The organism is Micromonospora craniellae, from assembly GCF_014764405.1.
In the GTDB taxonomy this organism is placed as follows: domain Bacteria; phylum Actinomycetota; class Actinomycetes; order Mycobacteriales; family Micromonosporaceae; genus Micromonospora; species Micromonospora craniellae.
Genome location: NZ_CP061725.1, coordinates 444,071 through 466,209 on the forward strand (window position 1 = coordinate 444,071; position 22,139 = coordinate 466,209).

The 22,139-nt window shown below is 72.5% G+C and carries 19 protein-coding genes; 1 reads left to right on the top strand and 18 read right to left on the bottom strand.

From position 1 onward, the window contains the following. The first annotated feature begins 22 nt into the window (after positions 1 to 22). Positions 23 to 910, top strand: a complete 888-nt coding sequence (locus tag ID554_RS02020) for a septum formation family protein (protein WP_117230147.1) — start codon at positions 23 to 25, stop codon at positions 908 to 910. Positions 911 to 1,010: 100 nt separating this feature from the next. Here the strand turns inward: ID554_RS02020 and ID554_RS02025 are convergent, their stop codons facing one another. From ID554_RS02025 to pyrR, 18 genes are all read right to left on the bottom strand, one after another. Further along, positions 1,011 to 2,426, bottom strand: coding sequence for an RsmB/NOP family class I SAM-dependent RNA methyltransferase (locus tag ID554_RS02025; protein ID WP_223884410.1), 1,416 nt, complete (start codon positions 2,424 to 2,426; stop codon positions 1,011 to 1,013). Beyond that, on the bottom strand, positions 2,423 to 3,349 hold the full coding sequence (gene fmt, locus ID554_RS02030) for a methionyl-tRNA formyltransferase (RefSeq protein ID WP_117230146.1): 927 nt from the start codon (positions 3,347 to 3,349) through the stop codon (positions 2,423 to 2,425). Before fmt ends, ID554_RS02025 begins: the two co-directional genes overlap by 4 nt. 4 nt (positions 3,350 to 3,353) lie before the next feature. Continuing rightward, positions 3,354 to 3,914, bottom strand: a complete 561-nt coding sequence (gene def / locus ID554_RS02035) for a peptide deformylase (RefSeq protein WP_117230145.1) — start codon at positions 3,912 to 3,914, stop codon at positions 3,354 to 3,356. 90 nt (positions 3,915 to 4,004) lie between these two features. After that, positions 4,005 to 4,988, bottom strand: a complete 984-nt coding sequence (locus ID554_RS02040) for an AAA family ATPase (protein ID WP_117230144.1) — start codon at positions 4,986 to 4,988, stop codon at positions 4,005 to 4,007. A 282-nt stretch (positions 4,989 to 5,270) separates the two neighbouring features. After that, entirely contained in the window at positions 5,271 to 7,280 is a 2,010-nt protein-coding gene (locus ID554_RS02045) for a primosomal protein N' (RefSeq protein ID WP_191088851.1), read from the bottom strand. Beyond that, entirely contained in the window at positions 7,277 to 8,470 is a 1,194-nt protein-coding gene (metK, locus tag ID554_RS02050) for a methionine adenosyltransferase (RefSeq protein WP_117231446.1), read from the bottom strand. Before metK ends, ID554_RS02045 begins: the two co-directional genes overlap by 4 nt. A gap of 87 nt (positions 8,471 to 8,557) precedes the next feature. Continuing rightward, positions 8,558 to 9,769, bottom strand: coding sequence for a bifunctional phosphopantothenoylcysteine decarboxylase/phosphopantothenate--cysteine ligase CoaBC (coaBC, locus tag ID554_RS02055; RefSeq protein WP_117229169.1), 1,212 nt, complete (start codon positions 9,767 to 9,769; stop codon positions 8,558 to 8,560). Between the two features lie 13 nt (positions 9,770 to 9,782). Next, positions 9,783 to 10,046 (bottom strand): DNA-directed RNA polymerase subunit omega, encoded by a 264-nt coding sequence (rpoZ, locus tag ID554_RS02060; RefSeq protein ID WP_007075826.1) that lies wholly within the window; start codon positions 10,044 to 10,046, stop codon positions 9,783 to 9,785. Between the two features lie 52 nt (positions 10,047 to 10,098). Beyond that, positions 10,099 to 10,632 (bottom strand): nucleoside/nucleotide kinase family protein, encoded by a 534-nt coding sequence (locus ID554_RS02065; RefSeq protein WP_117229170.1) that lies wholly within the window; start codon positions 10,630 to 10,632, stop codon positions 10,099 to 10,101. Positions 10,633 to 10,657: 25 nt separating this feature from the next. Beyond that, a complete protein-coding gene (mihF, locus tag ID554_RS02070; RefSeq protein WP_117229171.1) occupies positions 10,658 to 10,975 on the bottom strand; it encodes an integration host factor, actinobacterial type in 318 nt (105 codons plus the stop codon). A 171-nt stretch (positions 10,976 to 11,146) separates the two neighbouring features. Further along, a complete protein-coding gene (pyrF, locus tag ID554_RS02075; RefSeq protein WP_117229172.1) occupies positions 11,147 to 11,983 on the bottom strand; it encodes an orotidine-5'-phosphate decarboxylase in 837 nt (278 codons plus the stop codon). A 75-nt stretch (positions 11,984 to 12,058) separates the two neighbouring features. Continuing rightward, positions 12,059 to 13,333 (bottom strand): adenosylmethionine--8-amino-7-oxononanoate transaminase, encoded by a 1,275-nt coding sequence (locus tag ID554_RS02080; RefSeq protein WP_117229173.1) that lies wholly within the window; start codon positions 13,331 to 13,333, stop codon positions 12,059 to 12,061. 217 nt (positions 13,334 to 13,550) lie between these two features. Next, on the bottom strand, positions 13,551 to 14,591 hold the full coding sequence (locus tag ID554_RS02085) for a quinone-dependent dihydroorotate dehydrogenase (protein ID WP_117229174.1): 1,041 nt from the start codon (positions 14,589 to 14,591) through the stop codon (positions 13,551 to 13,553). Next, positions 14,588 to 17,959 (bottom strand): carbamoyl-phosphate synthase large subunit, encoded by a 3,372-nt coding sequence (gene carB / locus ID554_RS02090; protein WP_117229175.1) that lies wholly within the window; start codon positions 17,957 to 17,959, stop codon positions 14,588 to 14,590. Before carB ends, ID554_RS02085 begins: the two co-directional genes overlap by 4 nt. After that, positions 17,952 to 19,115: a glutamine-hydrolyzing carbamoyl-phosphate synthase small subunit gene (carA, locus tag ID554_RS02095; protein WP_117229176.1), complete on the bottom strand. Its 1,164-nt coding sequence runs from the start codon at positions 19,113 to 19,115 to the stop codon at positions 17,952 to 17,954. The genes carB and carA overlap by 8 nt, the downstream gene beginning before the upstream one ends. Positions 19,116 to 19,229: 114 nt before the next feature. Next, entirely contained in the window at positions 19,230 to 20,507 is a 1,278-nt protein-coding gene (locus ID554_RS02100; protein ID WP_117229177.1) for a dihydroorotase, read from the bottom strand. Next, positions 20,504 to 21,430, bottom strand: a complete 927-nt coding sequence (locus ID554_RS02105; RefSeq protein WP_117229278.1) for an aspartate carbamoyltransferase catalytic subunit — start codon at positions 21,428 to 21,430, stop codon at positions 20,504 to 20,506. Before ID554_RS02105 ends, ID554_RS02100 begins: the two co-directional genes overlap by 4 nt. Before the next feature lie 58 nt (positions 21,431 to 21,488). Continuing rightward, positions 21,489 to 22,073 carry a bifunctional pyr operon transcriptional regulator/uracil phosphoribosyltransferase PyrR gene (pyrR, locus tag ID554_RS02110; protein ID WP_117229179.1) on the bottom strand — a complete coding sequence of 195 codons (585 nt, stop codon included), beginning with the start codon at positions 22,071 to 22,073 and terminating at the stop codon, positions 21,489 to 21,491. Between the last annotated feature and the right edge of the window lie 66 nt (positions 22,074 to 22,139).

The following is a 22,139-nucleotide window of genomic DNA, read 5'->3' on the forward strand; positions in this document are numbered from 1 at the left end:
CGCGGCAGGAGGTCGGCGGGGGATGCGACGGTGGTGGATCGGGGTCGCGCTGGGCGCTGCGGTGACGCTGGCGTTGACCGCGTGCAGCACCAGACCGGCCGGGATCGACGGTGACCTGGTCGACGACTGGCCGGTGCTGGCCGCGCCGGAGGTGTTCACCCCCGCCGCGCAGACCTGTCACACCCAACCGCAGGACGTCGGCCACCTCAGCGGGTACGCGCCGGTGGACTGCGCGCAGCCGCACCGGGCCGAGACCTTGCACGTGGGCCGGTTGCCCGCCTCGGGCGGGACGAACCCGCCCGAGGCGGGCAGCCGGGCGATGCGCACCGCGTACGGCGAGTGCGACCGGGCCGTACGCGGCGCGCTGGGCGCCGACTGGCGTACCGCCCGGATCGGGTTGACCGTCGTCTTCCCGTCGCCCCGGGCCTGGACCGGTGGGGCCCGCTGGTTCCGCTGCGACGCGCACGAGACGGATGCCCTGGACACCCCCACCCCGGTCCGCCGCGCCGCCAGCCTGGCGGGCACGCTGGACGGGCCGTCGCCGCTGCGGCACCGTTGCTTCCGGGCCGAGACCAAGGGCGACGAGGTCACCGAGATGGTGGCCGTGAAGTGCAGCGTCCGGCATGACGCCGAGTTCGTCGGGGTGTGGAAGTCCCCGGCCACCAGCTACGCGGCGTTCGAGAAGGACACCGAGCGGGCGCACCACGGCTGCCTCAGCCTGATCGCGAAGTACGCCAAGGTGCCCGACGACGGCAACATGCAGTACCGCGCCGGCACGGTCTACTACCACCCCTTTGAAGCGGACTGGCGCAACGGCGAGCGTGGGGTGCAGTGCTTCCTGTGGCTCCCCGACCGCACCCTGACCAGGTCGGTCAAAGGCGGCGGCACCCGGGCCCTGCCGATCGGCTGACCGGCGGGTCCGGCGAGGCCGACTCGGCCCGGGATGCGATCCCCCGGGCGCTGCTCGTGCGAACGCGACGCTGGCGCCCCGGGAACGCGGTACGCCGGGCTCAGGTGCGGCGCAGCAGGGCGAGGAACATCGCGTCGGTGCCGTGCCGGTGCGGCCACAGCTGCACGGTCGGCCCGTCGCCGATCCCCGGCATGCCGACCGGCAGCAACGGCCGGGCGTCCACGAAGTCCACCGGCGCGCCGCAGCGACGGGCCGCCTCGGTGACCGTCACGTGGGTCTCCACCACGTGCGGCGAGCAGGTCACGTACGCCACCACCCCGCCGGGCCGGACCGCCCGGAGCCCGGCGGTGAGCAACTCACGCTGCAACCGGGTCAGCGCGGGCAGGTCCGAGGGCTGGCGTCGCCAGCGCGACTCCGGGCGACGACGCAACGAGCCCAGGCCGGTGCACGGCGCGTCGACCAGCACCCGGTCGAAGTGCTCCTCGGGCAGCTTCGGCTCGCTGCCCACCAGCCGGCCGTCGGTGTGCAGCACGGTCACCGGCAGCGCCCGGGTCGCGTTCCCGACCAGCCGGGCCCGGTGCTCGGCCACCTCCACCGCGGTCAGCCGCGCCTCCCGCTGCGCGGCGAGCGCACCCAGCAGGCCCGACTTGCCGCCGGGACCGGCGCACAGGTCGAGCCAGCGGCCGTCCGGCCCGTCGAGCGGCGCGGCGGCGAGCGCGTCGGCCACCAACTGGGAGCCCTCGTCCTGGACGTGCGCCCGGCCGTCGGCCACCGCCGCCAGGTCGCCGGGGGCGCCGCCACCCAGATAGACGGCGTACGGCGAGAAGGCGCCCGGCGCACCACCGACCTCGTCGGCGAGGTCGACCGGGTCGGCGAGGCCCGGCCGCGCGCACAGGTGCACCGGCGGACGCTCGTTGTCCTCGATCAGCAACCGGGTGGTCTCGCCGAGGTCACCGCCGAGCGCCTCGGAGAACGCCCGCACGATCCACTGTGGATGGCTGTAGGCGAGCGCGAGGTGACCGATCGGGTCGGTCTGGATCGGCGGCGCCAACCGGGCCACCCAGCCGTCGTTGTCGCGCTCGGCGACCTCGCGCAGCACCGCGTTGGCGAACCCGGTGGCGCTCGGACCGACCACCCGGACCAGGTCGACCGTGGACGAGACCGCCGCGTGCGCGGGCACCCGGGTGTGCAGGAGCTGGTACGCGCCGATCCGCAACGCGTCCCGGACCGGCGGATCGATACGTTGCACGTCCCGGCCGGCGGCGGCGGTGAGGATCGCGTCGAGCGTGCCGACGTGGCGCAGCGTGCCGTAGGTCAACTCGGTGGCAAAGGCGGCGTCCCGACCGGTCAACCCCTCGTCGCGCAGGATCGCCGGCAGCACCAGATTGGCGTACGCGTCGTCCCGGTGCACCGCCGCGACCGCCTCGTACGCGGCGTGGCGTGGCCGGTCTGCGGCGTTCCGACCGCTCCGGGGGCCACGGCGCTCGGGCCCCCGACGGGCGGTGGTGTCCCTCACGCGAACTCCTCCCCGGTGGCGACCCGGACACCGCGTGCCCAGTCGGACGCCGGCATGGCCCGCTTGCCCGCTGCCCGCACCTCGCCGAGGCGGACCGGGACGGTGGCCGTGCCGGCCAGCACCCGCGCCTTCTCCACCAGCAGCTCGCCGGGCTTGAGGTCGGGCGCGTCGGGTGCCGGGGTGACCGGGCCGAGCTTCACCCGCTCGTCCCGCAACGTCGTCCACGGGCCGGGCGCCGGGGTGCAGGCGCGGATCCGGCGGTCCACCGCGAAGGCCGGGTCGGCCCACCGCACCCGGGCGTCCTCGACGGTCAGCTTCGGCGCCAGCGAGACGCCGTCGGCGGGCTGTGGCTCGGCGCGGGCGGTGCCGTCCTCCATCGCGTCCAGCACCGCCACCAACAGCCCGGAGCCGCTGTCGGCCAGCCGCTCCAGCAGGTCACCGGAGGTGTCGGCGGGTCGGATCTCGTCGGTCACGGTGCCGTACACCGGCCCGGTGTCCAGCCCCTCCTCCAACTGGAAGACGCTGGCCCCGGTCAGCTCGTCGCCGTGCAGCACGGCGTGCTGCACCGGCGCGGCGCCGCGCCACGCGGGCAGCAGCGAGAAGTGCAGGTTCACCCAGCCGCGGCGAGGGATCTCCAGCGCCACCGGGGGCACCAGCGCGCCGTAGGCGACCACCGGCACGCAGTCCGGCGCCAGCTCACGCAGCCGGTCCAGGAACTCCGGCTCCCGGGGACGGGCCGGGGTCAGCACCTCGACGCCGTGCTCGTCGGCCCAGGCGCCGACCGGTGAGCGGTGCAGGCCACGACCGCGTCCGGCCGGGGCGTCCGGGCGGGTGACCACGGCCACCAGCTCGTGCCGCGAGGCGGCCACGGCGGCCAGGGCAGGGACGGCGACGGCCGGCGTACCGGCGAAGATCACGCGCATCGGGTCACCGCCCCAGACCGAAGGGGCTGCCGACGGTGTGCGGACTCAGCTTCACCGTGGGCGGGGCGGCGGCGTCATACCACTCGGCCTGCCGGATCGCCTTCATCGCCGCCTTGCGGCCGGCCTGGTCCAGCCGGTCGATGAAGAGCACCCCGTCCAGGTGGTCGGTCTCGTGCTGCACGCAACGCGCCATCAGGCCGGTGCCGACGATCTGCATCGGGTCGCCGTGGCCGTTGAAGCCCTTGGCGATCACGTTCTGCCGACGCTTGGTGTCGAAGTACAACCCGGGGATGGACAGGCAGCCCTCCGGGCCGTCCTGCTCCTCCTCGTCGGGGAACTCCAGCACCGGGTTGACCAGGTGACCGAGCACGTCGTCGACGTCGAAGGTGAACACCCGCAGGCCCACCCCGAGCTGCGGCGCGGCCAGACCGGCGCCGTTGCTCTCACGCATGGTGTCGGTCAGGTCGGCGATGAGCGTACGCAGCTCGACGTCGAAGTCGACCGCCGGATCGGCCGGCGTGCGCAGCACCGGGTCCCCGAAGAGACGGATGGGCGAAACGGTCACGCGGGTCGGCTCCTTAGCGGGTCGGACGGAAGTGCCGTACCAGTCTACGGAGTGCCGGCAGTGATCATGCCGCGCCGTCGCGGCGGCGGTTCAGACCGCGGTGCCGCTCTCCCCCGCCAGCACCGCGTCCCCGCCGAGCAGCGCGTGCTCCGGCAGCGGCAGGCGGATGTCGTGGGCCGCCTCCCAGTCGTGGATCAGGCTGGGCCGGACCTGCGCGGCGAAGTAGTCGATCGCGCTCATCCCACCCACCACGGGCTCGTCGACCTCGGCGACCAGCCGGCCGGGCACCAGCCGGAACCCACCGCGCAGCGCGGCGCTGAGGCGACGGTGCCCGTTCACCACGAAGAAGTACTCGCCGGTGTAGCCGATCTCCAGCGGCTCCAGGGCGGCCTCACCGGCGGCAACGACCTCGTCGACGACCGTCGAGTCCCACAGCCCGCGCAGCTCCGTGACGTCCTCGGTCGGATAGACCCGCGCCGGGTCGAGCAGGAGCAGCGGCGGCGCGGCGCGCAGCACCTCCGGGGCGAGCCGCCCCTCGTACGCCTCGACGATCCGCTCGATCACCTCGCCGGCGGGAGCCCGGGTGGTGTCGCAGACCAGGTCGTAGTTGCGCAGCAGGGCCTTGTCCACGCCGTAGCGGACCAGGAACCGGCCACGCTCGCTCTCGCTGCGTTCCCGCAGCTTGGCCTCTGCCTCCGCCATCGAGGTGTAGCTCTCCGCCGGGCCGGAGGGCCGCAGCAGCACCCGCCGGGCGGCCTCAGCCGGCTCGGTGATCATGTGCACCTTGAGCGCGTCGGTGAAGAAGTGCCAGGCCAGCCGGGAGTCCATCACCAGACTCTCGCCGGAGGCGGCGATGTCGCGCTGGAGCTGGTCGACGTAGCCGTCGACCGCCTGGTCGAGCTCGGCGTGCAGGTTGAGCTGGAGCGCGGTCATCTGACGCTCCTGGGCCATCTGCCGGTAGAGGTCACCGACGCTGACCCGGCGCAGGCCGAGCCGCTCGGCGATCACCACCGACACGGTGCTCTTGCCGCTGCCGAGGTCACCGTTGAAGACGATCGACTGACGAACGGTCACGACTGGTCCACCCCTGATCACCGGATGTAATGGATCGTCATCGATATCGCGCCGGACCGACCCGGCCCCGCCGCCACCACGCCCACCGGCGACAACTCCGGCTCGACGTGCCTGACGCCGCGTCACGACCTGGATTCGTCGTGCGCCCCGGCATGACGGGCGATGCTACCACCTTGACCACGGAACTCCCGAGCGCGCAACTCGGGACGGGCGCGTCGACACCCAACGCGAAAGTGGTGTCACGTCCAGCGACTGAGTTTCACTCAGCGTGACGGCTCGGCGTCAGAACAGCGCGAGCGGATCGACCTGAAGGCGTACCGGGTCGGCGGCCTTACGGGCGGTACGCACCCCCGCCGCCGCGTGCAACGCCTCGGCCAGAGCCGCCGCCCGCGTCCGGGGCACCCGGACCAGCATCCGTTCCCGCTCCCCGTCGGCCGGCACCGGGCCGAGCAGTTCCGCGCCGTCCGGCAACCGCGCCTGGGCCAACAGGTCGGCCACCGCGACCGGCAGCCCGGTCACGCTGGCCATCCGCACCGCGGGCGGAAACCCCAGCTCGCGACGCTCGGCCAACTCCCGGGCGGCGAACCAGCCCGGGTCCCAGCGCAGCAGCGCCTGCACCGGCGCCAGCGCGCCGTCGGCGACCACCACCACCCGGCCACCCGCCGCCGCCGGCCGGGCCAGCGCCGCCGCCGCCGCCCAACGGCGCAGCGCCTCCTCCCCCGCCCGCAGGTCGGCCCGGGTCAGCATCGCCCAGGTGTCCAGCAGCAGCACCGCACCGTAGCCGCCCTCGGCGACCGGTTCGGCGCCCGGCGTGGCGATCACCAGCCCGGCCCCGCCGGGCACGTCGGCCAGCACCTCCTCCCGCCCGGAGGTACGCACCGACACCCCGGGAAAGGCCCGGCCCAACTCCTCGGCGGTACGCCGGGCACCGGTGACCGAGGCCCTCAGCCGCCGTCCCCGGCACTGCGGGCAGGCGTACGCGGCGGCGACCCGGCCGCACCAGCGGCAGGCCGGCGGCCGTCCGGCGGAGGGCAACGCCAGCGGCCCGGCGCAGTGCGGACAGCGGGCCGGGGTCCGGCAGTCGTCGCAGGCGACCGAGGGCAGGTAGCCCCGGCGGGGCACCTGCACCAGCACCGGCAGCTCCGCCCGCAACGCCTCGCGGGCGGCGGTCCAGGCCAGGCTCGGCAGCCGCGCCGTCGCCGCACCCGGATCGCGGGCCAACTGCGGGTCGTCGCCGGTCGGTGCCACCGCCGGGGTACGCGCCCGCAGCACCGCCCGATCGGCGATCACCTCCCGGGCCCACCCGGTCTCCACCAGCAATTGCGCCTCGGCGGTACGCGCGTAGCCGCCCACCAGCGCCGCCGCGTCGTCGAGCTGGGCCCGGGTGAGCAGCACCTCGCGGGCGTGCGGGTACGGCGCCCGGGGTTCGGCGTGCAGGTCGTCACCGTCGTCCCAGATGGCCACCAGGCCGAGCCGGGCCACCGGGGCGAACATGGCCGCCCGGGTGCCGATCACCACCGGGGCGGCGGACCGGCGGGCGGCCAGGAAGGCCCGGTAGCGCCGGGCCGGCCCCAACGCGGCGGAGAGGCACACGTGCCGCCCGGCGCCCAGCGTGGCGGTGAGCGCGGCGGCGAGCCGGTCCAGGTCACGGCCGTCGGCGACCACCACGAGCGCGCCCCGGCCGGCGGCCACGGTGGCGGCGACGGCGGTGGCGTAGCGGGCCGCCCAGTCCTCCCCGGGCAACGCCGACCAGACGGCCCGGGGTGCGCGCCCCTCGGCCAGGGCGCGCAGCAGCGCCGCACCGGCCGGGTAGTCCCGCCACCCGCCCGGATCAGGTGCCTGGCCAGCTGGGGGCGGCTCGGTGGCGGGTGGCGCGTCGGTGGCCGTTGGCGACTCGGCAGCCGGGGTGAGGACCTCCTTCTCCACGCGGGCGTGCCGGGGTGGCACGGCAAGGCGCAGCACGTCGGCGAGGCTGCCGGCGTACCGGTCGGCGACGGCCCGGGCCAGCCGCGCCACCTCGGGGGCCAGCACCGGCGCCGGGGAGACCACCTTGGTCAGGTACACCGGTTTCGGATGGTCGGAGCGGTCGACCCGCTCCAGCACCCAGCCGTCGACCAGTTGACCGGCGAAGCGGACCTTCACCCGGGCTCCGGGGATCGCGTCGGCGGCGAGGTCTGACGGGACCAGGTAGTCGAAGGGGCGGTCCAGGTGCGGCAGCGGCACGTCGACGCAGACGCGAGCGACCGGCGACCCGTCAGCGGGTCGCCGGTCGTCACTGCTGCCGCCGGTCAGGCTCCTGCGGCCGACTTGAGGTCGGCGGCCCGATCGGTGTTCTCCCACGTCAGGTCCGGCAACTCCCGACCGAAATGACCATACGCCGCGGTCTGCCCATAGATCGGACGCAACAGATGCAGATCCCGAATGATCGCCGCCGGACGCAGATCGAACACCTCCGACACCGCCTTCTCAATCGACGCCACCGGCACCGTCTCCGTACCGAACGTCTCCACGAACAAACTCACCGGATGCGCCTTACCGATCGCATACGCCACCTGCACCTCACACCGCTCCGCCAACCCCGCCGCCACCACATTCTTCGCCACCCACCGCATCGCGTACGCCGCCGACCGATCCACCTTCGACGGATCCTTCCCCGAAAACGCCCCACCACCATGCCGCGCATACCCGCCATACGTGTCCACGATGATCTTCCGACCCGTCAAACCGGCATCCCCCATCGGACCACCGATCTCAAACCGCCCCGTCGGATTCACCAACAACCGATAACCCTCAGTATCCAACCCCAAACCCTCCAACTCCGGCCCGATCACATGCTCCCGCACATCCGGAGTCAACAACGACTCCAACGAGATGTCCGCCGCATGCTGCGACGACACCACCACCGTGTGCAACCGAACCGGACGCAAACCCTCATACTCGATCGTCACCTGCGTCTTACCATCCGGACGCAGATACGGCACCGAACCAACCTTCCGCACCGCCGACAACCGACGCGCCAACCGATGCGCCAACGCGATCGGCAACGGCATCAACTCCGGCGTCTCCGCACACGCAAAACCAAACATCATCCCCTGATCACCGGCACCCTGCGCATCCAACGCCGACTCCGACGAACCCGTCCGCAACTCGAAGGCATTATCCACACCCTGCGCAATATCCGGCGACTGCGCCCCAATCGACACACTCACCCCACACGACGCCCCATCAAACCCCTTCTTCGACGAGTCGTACCCGATCCCCAGGATCGTCTCCCGCACGATCGACGGGATGTCGGCGTACGCCTTCGTCGTCACCTCACCCGCCACATGCACCTGACCGGTGGTGATCAACGTCTCCACCGCCACCCGACTATGCGGATCCTGAGCGAGCAGGGCATCGAGAATACCGTCACTGATCTGATCAGCGATCTTGTCCGGGTGGCCTTCCGTGACCGATTCGGACGTGAAGAGGCGGCGTGACACGGCACTCCTAAGTCTTGGACGTCGTTCCGCAGCAGTCTAGTCACTCACCGCCGAGCGCCGGTCGACGGTCAGCATGTGGATCGGTTGTCAGGAGGAACCGTCGGCGAGCCGGGCGACCACCAGGTCCCACACCCTGTCGGCGAGATCCTCCTTGGACTGTTCGGGCATCCGGATGACCGAACCGTCCACGCCGATGACGGTCGCCGCGTTGGTCTCGGCGCCGAAGACCTTGTCCGGTCCGACCTCGTTGATGACGATGAGATCGGCCCGCTTGCGGGCGAGCTTGGCCCGCCCGTTGGCCTCGGCGTCGCCGGTCTCGGCGGCGAACACCACCAGCAGCTGCTCCGGTCGGCGGCCTCGACCCAGCTCGGCGGCGATGTCCGGGTTGGTCACGAGCGCGATGCTGGGTGCGCTGCCGTCGTCCGACTTCTTGATTTTGCCAGGCGCGTACGTCGCCGGACGGAAATCGGCCGGAGCCGCCGCCATCACCACCACGTCGGCGTCGACGGCCGCCGCGAGCGTCGCATCGCGCAGTTCGGCGGTGGTGCCGACACGGACGACGTCCGCTCCGGCCGGATCGGGCAGTTCCACGTTCGCCGAGATCAGCGTGACCCGGGCGCCCCGGGCGACTGCGGAACGGGCGAAGGCGTAGCCCTGCTTGCCCGAGGAGCGGTTGCCGAGGAAGCGCACCGGGTCCAGTGGTTCGCGGGTGCCGCCGGCGGTGACGAGGACGTGTCGGCCGGCCAGGTCGGCGGGGGCGTCGGCGCCTCGGCGGAGCGCGCGGCGGGCGACCGCGAAGATCTCCGCCGGATCGGGCAGCCGCCCCTTGCCGGTGTCCGCGCCGGTGAGCCGCCCCACCGCCGGTTCGATGACGCGTACGCCCCGCGCCCGCAGGGTCGCCACGTTGGCGACGGTGGCGGGGTGCTCCCACATCTCGGTGTGCATGGCCGGTGCCAGCACCACCGGACAGCGGGCGGTGAGCAGGGTGTTGGTGAGCAGGTCGTCGGCGAGGCCGTGTGCGGCCTTGGCCAACAGGTCGGCGGTGGCCGGCGCGACCACCACCAGGTCGGCCTGCTGGCCGAGACGGACGTGCGGCACCTCGTGCACGTCGGACCAGACGTCCTCGGCGACCGGCTGACCGGAGAGCGCCGCCCAGGTCGGCGCGCCGACGAACCGCAGCGCGGCAGCGGTCGGCACGACCCGGACCTGGTGGCCCGACTCGGTGAACAGGCGCAGTATCTCGCACGCCTTGTAGGCGGCGATGCCGCCACCGACACCGAGGATGATCCGGGCGCTCATCGACGCGCGGATCTTACGGCTGGTCGGTCGGCTCAGCGGTGAGCAGGCCGGCGTTGATCTCGCGCATCGCGATCGAGAGCGGCTTCTCCTGCGGGGTCGTCTCGACCAGCGGGCCGACGTACTCCAGCAGGCCCTCGCCGAGCTGGCTGTAGTAGGCGTTGACCTGACGCGCCCGCTTGGCCGCGAAGATGACCAACGCGTACTTCGACGTCGTCTTCTCCAGGAGCTCGTCGATCGGCGGGTTGGTGATGCCTTCGGGGTTGGCGATGGATCCCACGGATTAACCTCTGCGTCTTTCGCACGGACCGCGTGGCACGCGGTGCCGGCGCTCAGCCGCGCGAACGCGGCCGGGCCGGAGCCAGGAATGAGGAACCGATCAACCCTACCAGCTCGTTCACCACGCGCTCGGTGCGGTCATGCGACACGCTCCGGTCGAAAGCCGACACGGTGGCCGGCCCCGGACGCCGGCCGGGCGGATGGAGTAGGACGAGCCGCGCCTCGGGCACCATCTCACGGACCAGCAGCGCTCCGTCGAGGTCGAGCGGGAGCAGGACCGGCGCTCCGGCGGCGAGCCGGTCACGCACCGGAGCCAACTCCGTGCCGCGACGGTACGCCCCGAACCGGCTCCATTCCAGCAGCTCACCCCGGGCCACCCGGCGGTCGAACTCCAGCGGGGCGAGGAAGTGCCGGTGGACGCCCTCCACCTCGCCCTCCCGGCGGGGCCGGGTGGTGACCGCGAGCGGCGTCCATACCGACGGAGAACGCGCCCGGACCAGCTCGACGACACTCTCCCTACCGGCGCCGGATGGGCCGGCCAGGACAGTGAGCCGAGCCGCCGGGCGCGCCTCGTCATCCAAGCTCACTGCTTGTTTCTACACGCAGCCGTGCTCAGTTGGCGGCGAACTCCCCAAGCAGGGCCTTGCGCTGCTGTTCGCCGAGGCCACGCAGGCGACGGCTGTCGGCGATCTTGAGCTTCTCCATGATCTGGGTGGCTCGGATCTTGCCGATGCCCGGCATCGCCTGCAGCACGGCCGACACCTTCAGCTTGCCGACGACATCGTCGGACTCGGCCCGCGCAAGGACGGCTCCGAGGGTGGTCTTGCCCTGCTTGAGCTGCTCCTTCAGCTCGGCACGGGCTTTGCGGATCTCCGCAGCCTTTTCCAGGGCGGCTGCGCGCTGCTCAGGGGTCAGTGACGGGAGCGGCACCAGTTCTCCTCAGGTCCCTATCGCGACGGGCGGGACGCACCGCCGCATCTGTGAAACGTGGTGTCGCTGTGAACCAAGGGGTTCCCAGCGCGGGGAAAACTAGCGGTCAACGGAGCTTTCGGCAACGTGGGCGCGCAATGATCACCGCAAAGTGACCGAGCCGTCAATCAGTCACGACATCGTCAGGGCCGCCCGGCAGTCCGCCACGGCACGCTCCGCCGCGGCACGCAGCGCCTCCGGGCGTGGGCCCGCTCCCAACACCTCCCGGGAGTACGAGGGCAGCACGGAGGTAAGGGCCGGACCGAAGACGACCCGTAGATCGTCGGCCGTGGCACCCTGCGCGCCGAGCCCGGGCGCGAGCAGCGGACCGTTCACCGCGGAGAGGTCGCAGCCGGTCTCGCCGACCGTCGCACCGACCACCAGGCCGATGCTCCCGAGCGGTGCCGCACCCGCATTGAGCTGGGAAATCTCGTCGATCACGGTCTGCGCGACGGTGCGCCCGTCGGCACCTCGCGCCCGCTGGACCGAAGCGCCCTCAGGGTTGGAGGTGAGCGCCAGGACGAAGACTCCGCCGCCGTGCTCGGCGGCCAGCTCGAACATCGGGCCGAGCGAGCCGACGCCGAGGAAGGGGCTCGCGGTCACCGCATCGACATACACGGGACTGGATGGGTCCAGGTACGCCGAGGCGTACGCGCGGACGGTCGAACCGATGTCGCCGCGCTTGACGTCCAGCAGAACGAGCGATCCAGAATCTCGCAACTGTCGGATAGTTGACTCAAGTGCCGCCACCCCTCGAGACCCGAATCGCTCGAAGAAGGCCGACTGGGGCTTGACCACCGCAACCCGGTCACCGAGGGCGTCCACCACCGTGCTCGCGAATCGCCGCAGCCCGTCGATGTCGTCGTTCAGCCCCCACCGGGCCAGCAGTTCCGGATGCGGATCGATCCCGACACAGAGCGGACCCCGCTCGTCGACCGCCCGGTGCAACCGCGCGCCGAAGCTCTCCATCAGCCAGCTTTCCTCTCGTCCTCAACCTGTCGCGCCCGTCTACTCAACCTGTGCCACTGGCGGGCACCCACCTACTCAGCCCGCCCTGATAGCAGCCGCCACACCGGCCGTGACCAGTGCCAGATCGGCGTCCGAGGTGACGTACGGCGGCATCGTGTAGACCAGGTCCCGGAACGGCCGCAGCCACACCCCCTGCGCCACCGCAGCGGCCGTGGCGGCGGCGATGTCCACCTCGTGGTCGAGCTGCACCACACCGATCCCGCCGAGCACCCGCACGTCCGCCACACCCGGCGCGCCGCGCAGCGGCTCCAGGCCGGCGCGCAGCCCCCGCTGGAGCCTCGCCACCTCACCGGCCCAGTCCCCGGCCCGCAGCAGCCCCAGGGAGGCGTTGGCGACCGCGCAGGCGAGCGGATTGCCCATGAACGTCGGGCCGTGCGCCAGGACGCCACCGGTCCGGATGCCCCGCGCCACCTCCGGCGTGCACAGCGCGGCGGCCAGCGTCAGGTAGCCGCCGGTGAGCGCCTTGCCGACGCACATCACGTCCGGACTGACCTCGGCGTGCTCGGCCGCGAACATCGTCCCGGTCCGGCCGAATCCGGTGGCGATCTCGTCGAAGATCAGCAGCACCCCGTGCGCCCGGGTCACCTCGCGCAACACCCGCAGATAGTGCGGGTGGTGGAAACGCATCCCGCCGGCCCCCTGGACCACCGGCTCCACGATCACCGCCGCCAGTTCGTGGGCGTGCCGCTCGACCGCCTCCACCAACGCCGCCTCGTACGCCGGGTCGGGCTCGGACGCGAAGCCACCGGGCGGCACCGGAGCGAACACCTGCCGGGGCAGCACGTCGCCCCAGAGGTGGTGCATGCCGCCCTCGGGGTCACAGACGCTCATCGGGTGGAACGTGTCGCCGTGGTACCCGCCCCGCCAGGTGCCCAGCCGGCGGCGCTCCGACCGTCCGGTGGCCCGCTGGTACTGCAGGCACATCTTCACCGCGACCTCGACGCTGACCGAGCCGGAGTCGGCCAGGAACACGTGCGCCAACCCCTCCGGCGCCACCTCGACCAGGCGCCGGGCCAACTGCACGGCAGGCTCGTGGGTCAGCCCGCCGAACATCACGTGGCTCATCCGGCCGAGCTGGTCGGCCACCGCCGCGTCCAGCACCGGATGCCGGTAACCGTGGATCGCCGACCACCAGGACGACATCCCGTCGACCAGGCTTCGGCCGTCGGCCAGCCGCAGCCGTACGCCCTCGGCCTCCGCCACGACGTATGGCGGCACCGCCGGCGGCAGTGTCGCGTACGGGTGCCAGACGTGCGCCGCGTCGGCGGCGATGATCTCCTCCGGCGTCATCCGCCCTCCCTCTCCCCACCGCCCGCCCCGCTTCCGGGTGGCGCGCACGCGCAGCCCTCGTGCCCGCGCACGAACGCACCTCGGGCCATGGAGGCACCACGAGGTCCTGGGGAGAACGAGGGTACGGCGGCGGGTCGGCGTGGGCGGGCGGTGGCGCCCGCTGTTCGTGGCCGTCCGCTCCGGCGGGCGCGGGGCCGGCGCCGCCGCCTCGTCCGGTTCACGACCCGGTCGTGACCGGAGCCGGGGCGGCCGACGCCGCGCGGGCGACCGCACGGGGCAGGGCCGGGCCCCGGTAGATGAAACCGGTGTAGAGCTGCACCAGGCTGGCGCCCGCGTCGAACATCCGGGCGGCGTCGTCGGGGTCGACGATGCCGCCCACCCCGATGATCGGCAGTCGGCCCCCGGTCTCGGCGTGCACGAAGGACACCACCTGCCGGGCCCGGTCGGCCAGCGGGCGGCCGGAAAGTCCCCCGGCCTCGCCGGATCGGGCCTGGTCGGCCGGAGCGAGCCCGGTACGGCCCAGGGTGGTGTTCGTCGCGATCACCCCGGCCGCGCCCCGATCCAGACAGACCTCCAGCAACTCGGCGATGGCCGCGTCGGTCAGGTCCGGGGCGATCTTCACCAGCACCGGCTTCTCCCCGACCAGCGCGGCCAGCAGCGCGTCCAGGTGGGCGCGGTCCTGCAACGCGCGCAACCCCGGGGTGTTCGGCGAGGAGACGTTGACCGCGAAGTAGTCGCCGTGCCCGCGCAGCGCGCGGTACGACGCCTGGTAGTCCTCCACCGCCTCGGAGAGCGGCGTCACCTTCGACTTGCCCAGCGAGATGCCCAACGGTACGCCGAGCGGACGGGCCAACGCCGCGAGCCGGGCGGCCAACGCCTCGGCCCCGGCGTTGTTGAAGCCCATCCGGTTGATCACGGCTTCGCTGTCCGGTAGCCGGAACAGCCTCGGCCGGGGGTTGCCCGGCTGCGGGTACGCGGTGACCGTGCCGACCTCGACGAAGCCGAAGCCGAGCGCCGGCCACGCCGGCAGGGCGACGCCGTCCTTGTCCATCCCGGCGGCCAGGCCGACCGGGTTGGGGAACCGCACCCCGAAGACCGTGCGGGGTGCGGCCACCGCGTACCGGGCCCGCAGGGCCGCCAACGCGACCGGCCGCCCGGCGAGGGTTGCCAGCCGACGCAGCGTCCACTCGTGCGCCGCCTCGGCGTCCCCGCCACCGATGCGGAACAGTCCACGCCGCAGCGTCCGCTCGAAGATCACCGGTGGGCCCGCAGGGTGACGTGCAGGTCCTGCAACGGGCGTACCTGCATGTCGCCCCGGATCCGGGCCTCGATGCCCATAACCGCCGCGGCGGCACCGGGCACGGTGGTGATGCACGGGATGTCCGCGGTGACCGCCGCGCTGCGGATCTCGTACCCGTCGGAGCGGGCGCTGGCCCCAGAGCCCTGCGGAGTGTTGATCACCAGGGCCACCCGGCCGGAGCGGATCAGCGAGACCGCGTCGTCGTCGGCACCGGCCTCGTAGTGCTTGCCGGCCAGCTCGCAGGCGATGCCGTGGCGGCGCAGCACCTCGGCGGTGCCGCTGGTCGCCACGATCTCGAAGCCCAGGTCGGCCAGGCGCTTCACCGGGAAGATCATGCCGCGCTTGTCCCGGTTAGCCACCGACACGAAGATCTTGCCCTGGGTGGGCAACGAGCCGTACGCGGCCGACTGGGACTTGGCGAAGGCGTGCCCGAAGTTGGTGTCGATGCCCATCACCTCTCCGGTCGACTTCATCTCCGGGCCGAGCAGCGAGTCCACCCCCTTGCCAGCCGGTGTACGGAACCGTTTGAACGGCAGCACCGCCTCCTTCACCGCGATCGGGGCGTCCGGCGGCAGCGTGCCACCGTCCCCGGTCGCCGGCAGCATCCCCTCGGCACGCAGCTCGGCGACGGTCGCGCCGAGCGCGATCCGGGCCGCCGCCTTGGCCAGCGGCACCGCCGTGGCCTTGGAGACGAACGGCACCGTCCGCGACGCGCGCGGGTTGGCCTCCAGCACGTACAGGGCGTCGTCCTTGAGCGCGTACTGCACGTTGAGCAGGCCGCGTACGCCGATGCCCCGGGCGATCACCTCGGTGTACCGGCGGACCTGGGCCACGTGCGAGCTGGCCAGGGTGATCGGCGGAAGCGCGCACGAGGAGTCGCCCGAGTGGATGCCGGCCTCCTCGATGTGCTCCATGATCCCGCCGAGGTAGACCTCGCCGTCGGCGTCGCAGAGCGCGTCCACGTCGATCTCGATGGCGTCGTCGAGGAACCGGTCCACCAGCACCGGATGGTCCGGCGAGATGTCGGTGGCCCGACCGATGTAGTCGCGCAGCGTCACGTCGTCGTAGACGATCTCCATGCCCCGCCCGCCCAGCACGTACGAGGGGCGGACCAGCACCGGGTAGCCGATCTCGTCGGCGATCGTCTTCGCCTCCTCGTACGAGGTGGCGGTGCCGTGCGCGGGCGCCCGCAGGCCGGCCCGGGCCAGCAACGACCCGAACGCGCCGCGTTCCTCGGCCAGGTGGATCGACTCCGGGGAGGTGCCCACCACCGGCACCCCGGCGTCCTTGAGCCGCTGCGCCAGCCCGAGCGGGGTCTGGCCGCCGAGCTGCACGATCACCCCGATCACGCCCGGCCCGCCGGCCTCCCGGCCGGAGGTGTCCTCGGCGTGCCAGACCTCCAGCACGTCCTCGAAGGTGAGCGGCTCGAAGTAGAGCCGGTCGGCGGTGTCGTAGTCGGTGGAGACCGTCTCCGGGTTGCAGTTGACCATGACGGTCTCGAAGCCACCGCCCCCGGCCGGGCCGGCCGGCGCCTCACGCAACGCCTGCACCGCGTGCACGCAGGAGTAGTCGAACTCGATGCCCTGCCCGATCCGGTTCGGCCCGGAACCGAGAATCAGCACCTTCGGCCGTGCCGACCCGATGACCTCGGTCTCGGTGTCGTACGAGGAGTAGTGGTAGGGCGTGCTCGCCTCGAACTCGGCGGCGCAGGTGTCCACCGTCTTGTAGACCGGCCGCACGTCCAACCGGTGCCGTAGCCGGCGTACCCCGTCCTCGGCGGCCAACTCCGGACGCAGCACGGCCAACTGCCGGTCGGACAGCCCGGCCCGCTTGGCCCGGCGCAGCAGCCCGACGTCGAGGACCGGCGCGGCCACGACCTCGGCACGCAGCTCGACCAGCCCGGCGATCTCCTCCAAGAACCACGGGTCGATCCCGCCGGAGGCGGCGCTGACCTCGGCGATCGAGGCGCCCAGCCGCAGCGCCCGCTCCACCGTGTAGAGCCGCCCGTCGTGCGGCACGCCCAGCGCGGTGAGGGTGTTCTCCTTCGTCGCGTCCGCCGGGTCGGGCTGGGTCCAGAAACCCGCCGCCCTGGTCTCCAACGAGCGCATCGCCTTGTTCAACGCCTCGGTGAAGTTGCGCCCGAGGCTCATCGCCTCGCCGACGGACTTCATCGTGGTGGTCAGCTCCGGGTCCGCGCCGGGGAACTTCTCGAACGCGAACCGGGGGATCTTCACCACCACGTAGTCGAGCGTCGGCTCGAACGCGGCCGGTGTCTTGAGGGTGATGTCGTTGGGGATCTCGTCCAGCGTGTAGCCGATGGCCAGCTTCGCGGCGATCTTCGCGATCGGGAACCCGGTCGCCTTCGAGGCCAGCGCCGAGGAACGCGACACCCGGGGGTTCATCTCGATGACCACGATCCGGCCGTCGGCCGGGTTGACCGCGAACTGGATGTTGCAGCCGCCGGTGTCCACCCCGACCTCGCGCAGCACCGCGATGCCCAGGTCACGCAGATCCTGGTACTCCCGGTCGGTCAGCGTCATGGCCGGTGCCACGGTCACGCTGTCGCCGGTGTGCACGCCCATCGGGTCGACGTTCTCGATCGAGCAGACCACCACCACGTTGTCGTGCCGGTCCCGCATGAGTTCGAGCTCGTACTCCTTCCAGCCGAGCACGCTCTCCTCGATCAGCACCTCGTGCACCGGGCTGGCGTCCAGCCCGGCGCCGGCGATGCGCTCCAGGTCGGCGTCGGTGTGCGCCATGCCCGAGCCGAGTCCACCCATGGTGAACGAGGGCCGGATCACCACCGGCAGGCCCAATTCACCGACCGTCTCACGGACCTCGTCCATCGAGTGACAGACCCGCGAGCGCGGCACCAGGCCCGCCGGGTCCTCGATCCCGATGCGGACGCCGGCCTTGGCCACGATGTCCTTGAAGAGCTGCCGGTCCTCGCCGCGCCGGATCGCGTCGACGTCCGCGCCGATCAGCTCGACACCGTACTTGTCGAGCACACCGGCCTCGTGCAGCGCCACGGCGGTGTTCAGCGCGGTCTGCCCGCCCAGCGTGGGCAGCACGGCGTCCGGCCGCTCCTTGGCGATGACCAGCTCCACGAACTCCGGAGTGATCGGCTCGACGTAGGTGGCGTCGGCGAACTCCGGGTCGGTCATGATGGTGGCCGGGTTCGAGTTGACCAGGCTGACCCGGATCCCCTCGCTGCGCAGCACCCGGCAGGCCTGGGTGCCGGAGTAGTCGAACTCGCAGGCCTGCCCGATGATGATCGGCCCGGAGCCGATCACCAGGATGTGCTTGAGATCGGTCCGCTTAGGCATTCGTACGCCCCTCGCTGTGGGTCCGGCCCTCGATCAACTCGGCGAACCGGTCGAAGAGGTAGTCCGCGTCGTGCGGACCGGCTGCCGCCTCCGGGTGGTACTGGACGGTGAAGGCGGGCACGTCCTTGGCCCGCAGCCCCTCGACCACGTTGTCGTTGAGGCAGAGGTGGCTCACCTGCACGCCGCCGAACTCGGTCTCGATCACCTGGTCCGGCACCACCGCACCCGGCGTCACGCCGGGCACCTCCACCGCGAAGCCGTGGTTGTGGCTGGTCACCTCCACCTTGCCGGTGACCCGGTCGAGGACCGGCTGGTTGATGCCCCGGTGGCCGTAGCCGAGCTTGTAGGTGCCGAAGCCGAGCGCCCGGCCGAGGATCTGGCTGCCGAAGCAGATGCCGAACAGCGGAATCCGCCGCCCGAGCACCTCACGGGCCAGCCCGACCGGCCCGTCGGCGGTCGCCGGGTCACCCGGACCCGGCGAGAAGAAGACCGCGTCCGCCCCGGTGGCCAGCAGGTCCTCGATGGTCGAGTGCGCCGGCATGACGTGCGTGGTCACCCCTCGGGCGGCCAGCCGGCGCGGCACGTTGCGCTTGATCCCCAGGTCGAGCGCGGCCACCGTGAACCGGTGCGCGCCCTCGGCCTGCACCACGTACGGCGCCGCCGTGGTCACCTCGGCGGAGAGGTCCGCGCCGAGCATCTGCGGCGCCTCGCGTACCCGGGCCAGCAGCGCCCGCGGGTCGTCGTCGACGCTGGAGATGCCGACCCGCATGGCGCCGCGCTCGCGCAGGTGCCGGGTCAGCGCCCGGGTGTCCACCCCGCTGATGCCGACGATCCCCTCGGTGGCCAGCCGGTCCTCCAGGCCACCGGTGGCCCGCCAGTTCGAGCTGGCCCGGGCCGGGTCACGGACCACGTACCCGGCCACCCAGATGCGTCGCGACTCGTCGTCTTCGCCGTTGACGCCGGTGTTGCCGATGTGCGGGGCGGTCTGCACGACGACCTGGCGGTGGTACGACGGGTCGGTCAGCGTCTCCTGGTACCCGGTCATCCCGGTGTTGAAGACCGCCTCGCCGAAGGTCTCCCCGGCGCTGCCGTACGCCTCGCCGTGGAACGTGCGCCCGTCCTCCAGGACGAGAATCGCGGGACGCCTACGACTCATGCCCCGTCTCCGATCCGGACTGCGGTACTCCGCTCCGCTGCGTTCCTCGCTCGGATCATGCCCCGTCTCCGATCCGGACTGCGGTACTCCGCTCCGCTGCGTTCCTCGCTCGGATCACTTGACTGCCTTTCCGTCCAGGACCGTCGCCTCGCCACGCAGGAAGGTCGCCACGATGCGACCCGGCAGCGTCATCCGGGCGTACGGGGTGTTGCGGCTGCGACTGGCCATCTCGGCCGGCTCGATCACCCGGCGCACCGCCGGGTCGACCAGCACCAGGTTGGCCGGAGCGCCCGGCGCCGGGTCGTGCCCGTGCTCGGTCAGCCCGGCGATCCGCGCCGGAGCACGGGACATCCGCTCGGCGATCAGGTCCCACTCGGGGCCGAGCACGTCGAGCGCGATCGAGAGCGCCGTCTCCAGCCCGAGCATCCCGGGCCGGGCGTACACCCACTCGCACTCCTTGTCCTCCACCGTGTGCGGGGCGTGGTCGGTGGCCACGATGTCGATCACACCGTCGACCAGCGCGGCCCGCAGGGCGGCGATGTCGGTGGCGGTCCGCAGCGGCGGGTTCACCTTGAAGACCGGGTCGTACGTCTCGGCCCGAACATCGGTGAGCAGCAGGTGGTGCGGGGTCACCTCGGCGGTGACCCGTACCCCTCGGGCCTTGGCCTGGCGCAGCACCTCGACGCTGCCGGCGGTGGAGACGTGGCAGACGTGCAGCCGGCTGCCCACGTGCTCGGCCAGCAGCACGTCCCGGGCGATGATGGCCTCCTCGGCCACCGCCGGCCAGCCGGTCAGGCCCAGCCGGGTGGAGACCTCGCCCTCGTGCATCTGCGCGCCCTCGGTGAGCCGGGGCTCCTCGGCGTGCTGGGCGATGATCCCGTCGAACGCCTTGACGTACTCCAGGGCGCGGCGCATCAGCCGGGGGTCGGCGACGCAGTGCCCGTCGTCGGAGAAGATCCGCACCCGGGCGGCGGAGTCGGCCATCGCGCCCAGCTCGGCCAGCCGCTCACCGGCCAGCCCGACGGTGACCGCGCCGATCGGCTGCACGTCGACCAGCCCGGCCTCCCGGCCGAGTCGCCACACCTGCTCGACCACCCCGGCGGTGTCGGCCACCGGCGAGGTGTTCGCCATCGCGCAGACCGCCGTGTACCCGCCCAGCGCCGCCGACCGCGACCCGGTCTCGACGGTCTCGGCGTCCTCCCGGCCGGGCTCGCGCAGGTGGGTGTGCAGGTCGACCAGGCCGGGCAGGGCGACCAGCCCGTCGGCTTCGACCACGAGCGCGTCCGGCGCGGAGAGCCCCGCGCCGGCCTCGGCGACCACGCCGTCGCGGATCAGCAGGTCGGTCGGTGCGGCACCGAGCACGCTGACGTTCCTGAACAGGTACGAGTTCACCGGTTGTTCCCCCCGAGCAGCAGGTAGAGGACGGCCATCCGGACGGAGACCCCGTTGGCGACCTGTTCGACGATGGTGGAGCGGGGCGAGTCGGCGACCTCCGGCGTGATCTCCATGCCCCGGTTCATCGGACCGGGGTGCATGACGATCGCGTGCTCCGGAAGCCGGCGCATCCGCGGGCCGTCCAGGCCGTAGCGGCGCGCGTACTCGCGGGCGGACGGGAAGTAGGAGTCGCCCATCCGCTCCCGCTGCACCCGCAGCATCATCACCACGTCCGACGACGGCAGCACCGCGTCCAGGTCGTAGCAGACGCCGGTGCCGGGAGCGAGGGCGGCGGCGATGTCGCGCGGGATGAGCGTCGGTGGCCCCACCAGGGTCACCTTCGCGCCGAGGGTGGACAGCAGCAGCACGTTCGACCGGGCCACCCGGGAGTGCAGCACGTCGCCCACCACCGCGACCGACAGGCCGGCCAGCCGGCCCAGCCGGGAGCGCATCGTGTACGCGTCGAGCAGCGCCTGGGTGGGGTGCTCGTGGGTGCCGTCACCGGCGTTGACCACCGAGCCGTCGACCCAGTCGGCGAGCCGGTGCGGGGCACCGGAGGCGGGGTGACGGACCACCACCGCGTCGGCGCCCATCGCCTGAAGGGTCAGCGCGGTGTCCTTCAGGCTCTCGCCCTTGGCGACGCTGGATCCCTTCGCGGAAAAGTTGATCACGTCGGCGCTGAGCCGCTTCGCCGCCGCCTCGAAGGAGATCCGGGTCCGGGTGGAGTCCTCGTAGAAGAGGTTGACCACGGTCCGGCCGCGCAGCGCGGGCAGCTTCTTCACCTCACGCCCGGCCACCGCGGCCATCTCTCCGGCGGTGTCCAGGATCTGGGTGGCGGTCTCGGCGTCCAGGTCGGCGCCGGACAGCAGGTGCCTGATCACGAACAGAGCCACCTTTCGTTCGCTACTGCGGGGCGCCGCTGCGCTGCACTCCTCGCGCTCACGGGTGTACCTCCCCGTAGAGGCGGACCTCGTCGGTGCCGTCGGTCTCGGCGAGCGTGACCTTGACGCTCTCGGCGAGGGCCGTCGGGATGTTCTTGCCGACGTAGTCGGCGCGGATCGGCAACTGCCGGTGGCCCCGGTCGACCAGCACGGCGAGCTGCACGGACGACGGCCGCCCGAGATCGCCGAGCGCGTCCAGGGCGGCGCGGACCGTACGGCCGGAGAAGAGCACGTCATCGACGAGGATCACCCGCATGCCGTCGATGCCGCCCGCGGGGAGCTGCGTCGGGCCGACCGCCCGGGTGGCGTTGCGGCGCAGGTCGTCGCGGTAGAGCGTGATGTCCAGCACGCCGACCGGGACGGAGACGTCCTCGAAGGCGCTGATCCGCGCGGCGAGACGCCGGGCGAGCGGAGCACCGCGGGTCGGGATGCCGAGCAGCACGGTGTCGGCGGCGCCGTGGGTCTTCTCGAGGATCTGGTGCGCGATCCGGTCGACGACCCGCTGCACGTCGGCGCTGGCCAGGATCACCTTCACCGAGGGTTGTCGCGGCGGCGACGACGGGGCAGCCGATGGGTAGGCCACGGCGGACCTCCTTCCCCGCCTCACGGGACGGGTCGTTAAAGGACGTCGGGTACTCCGAGCCGGTCA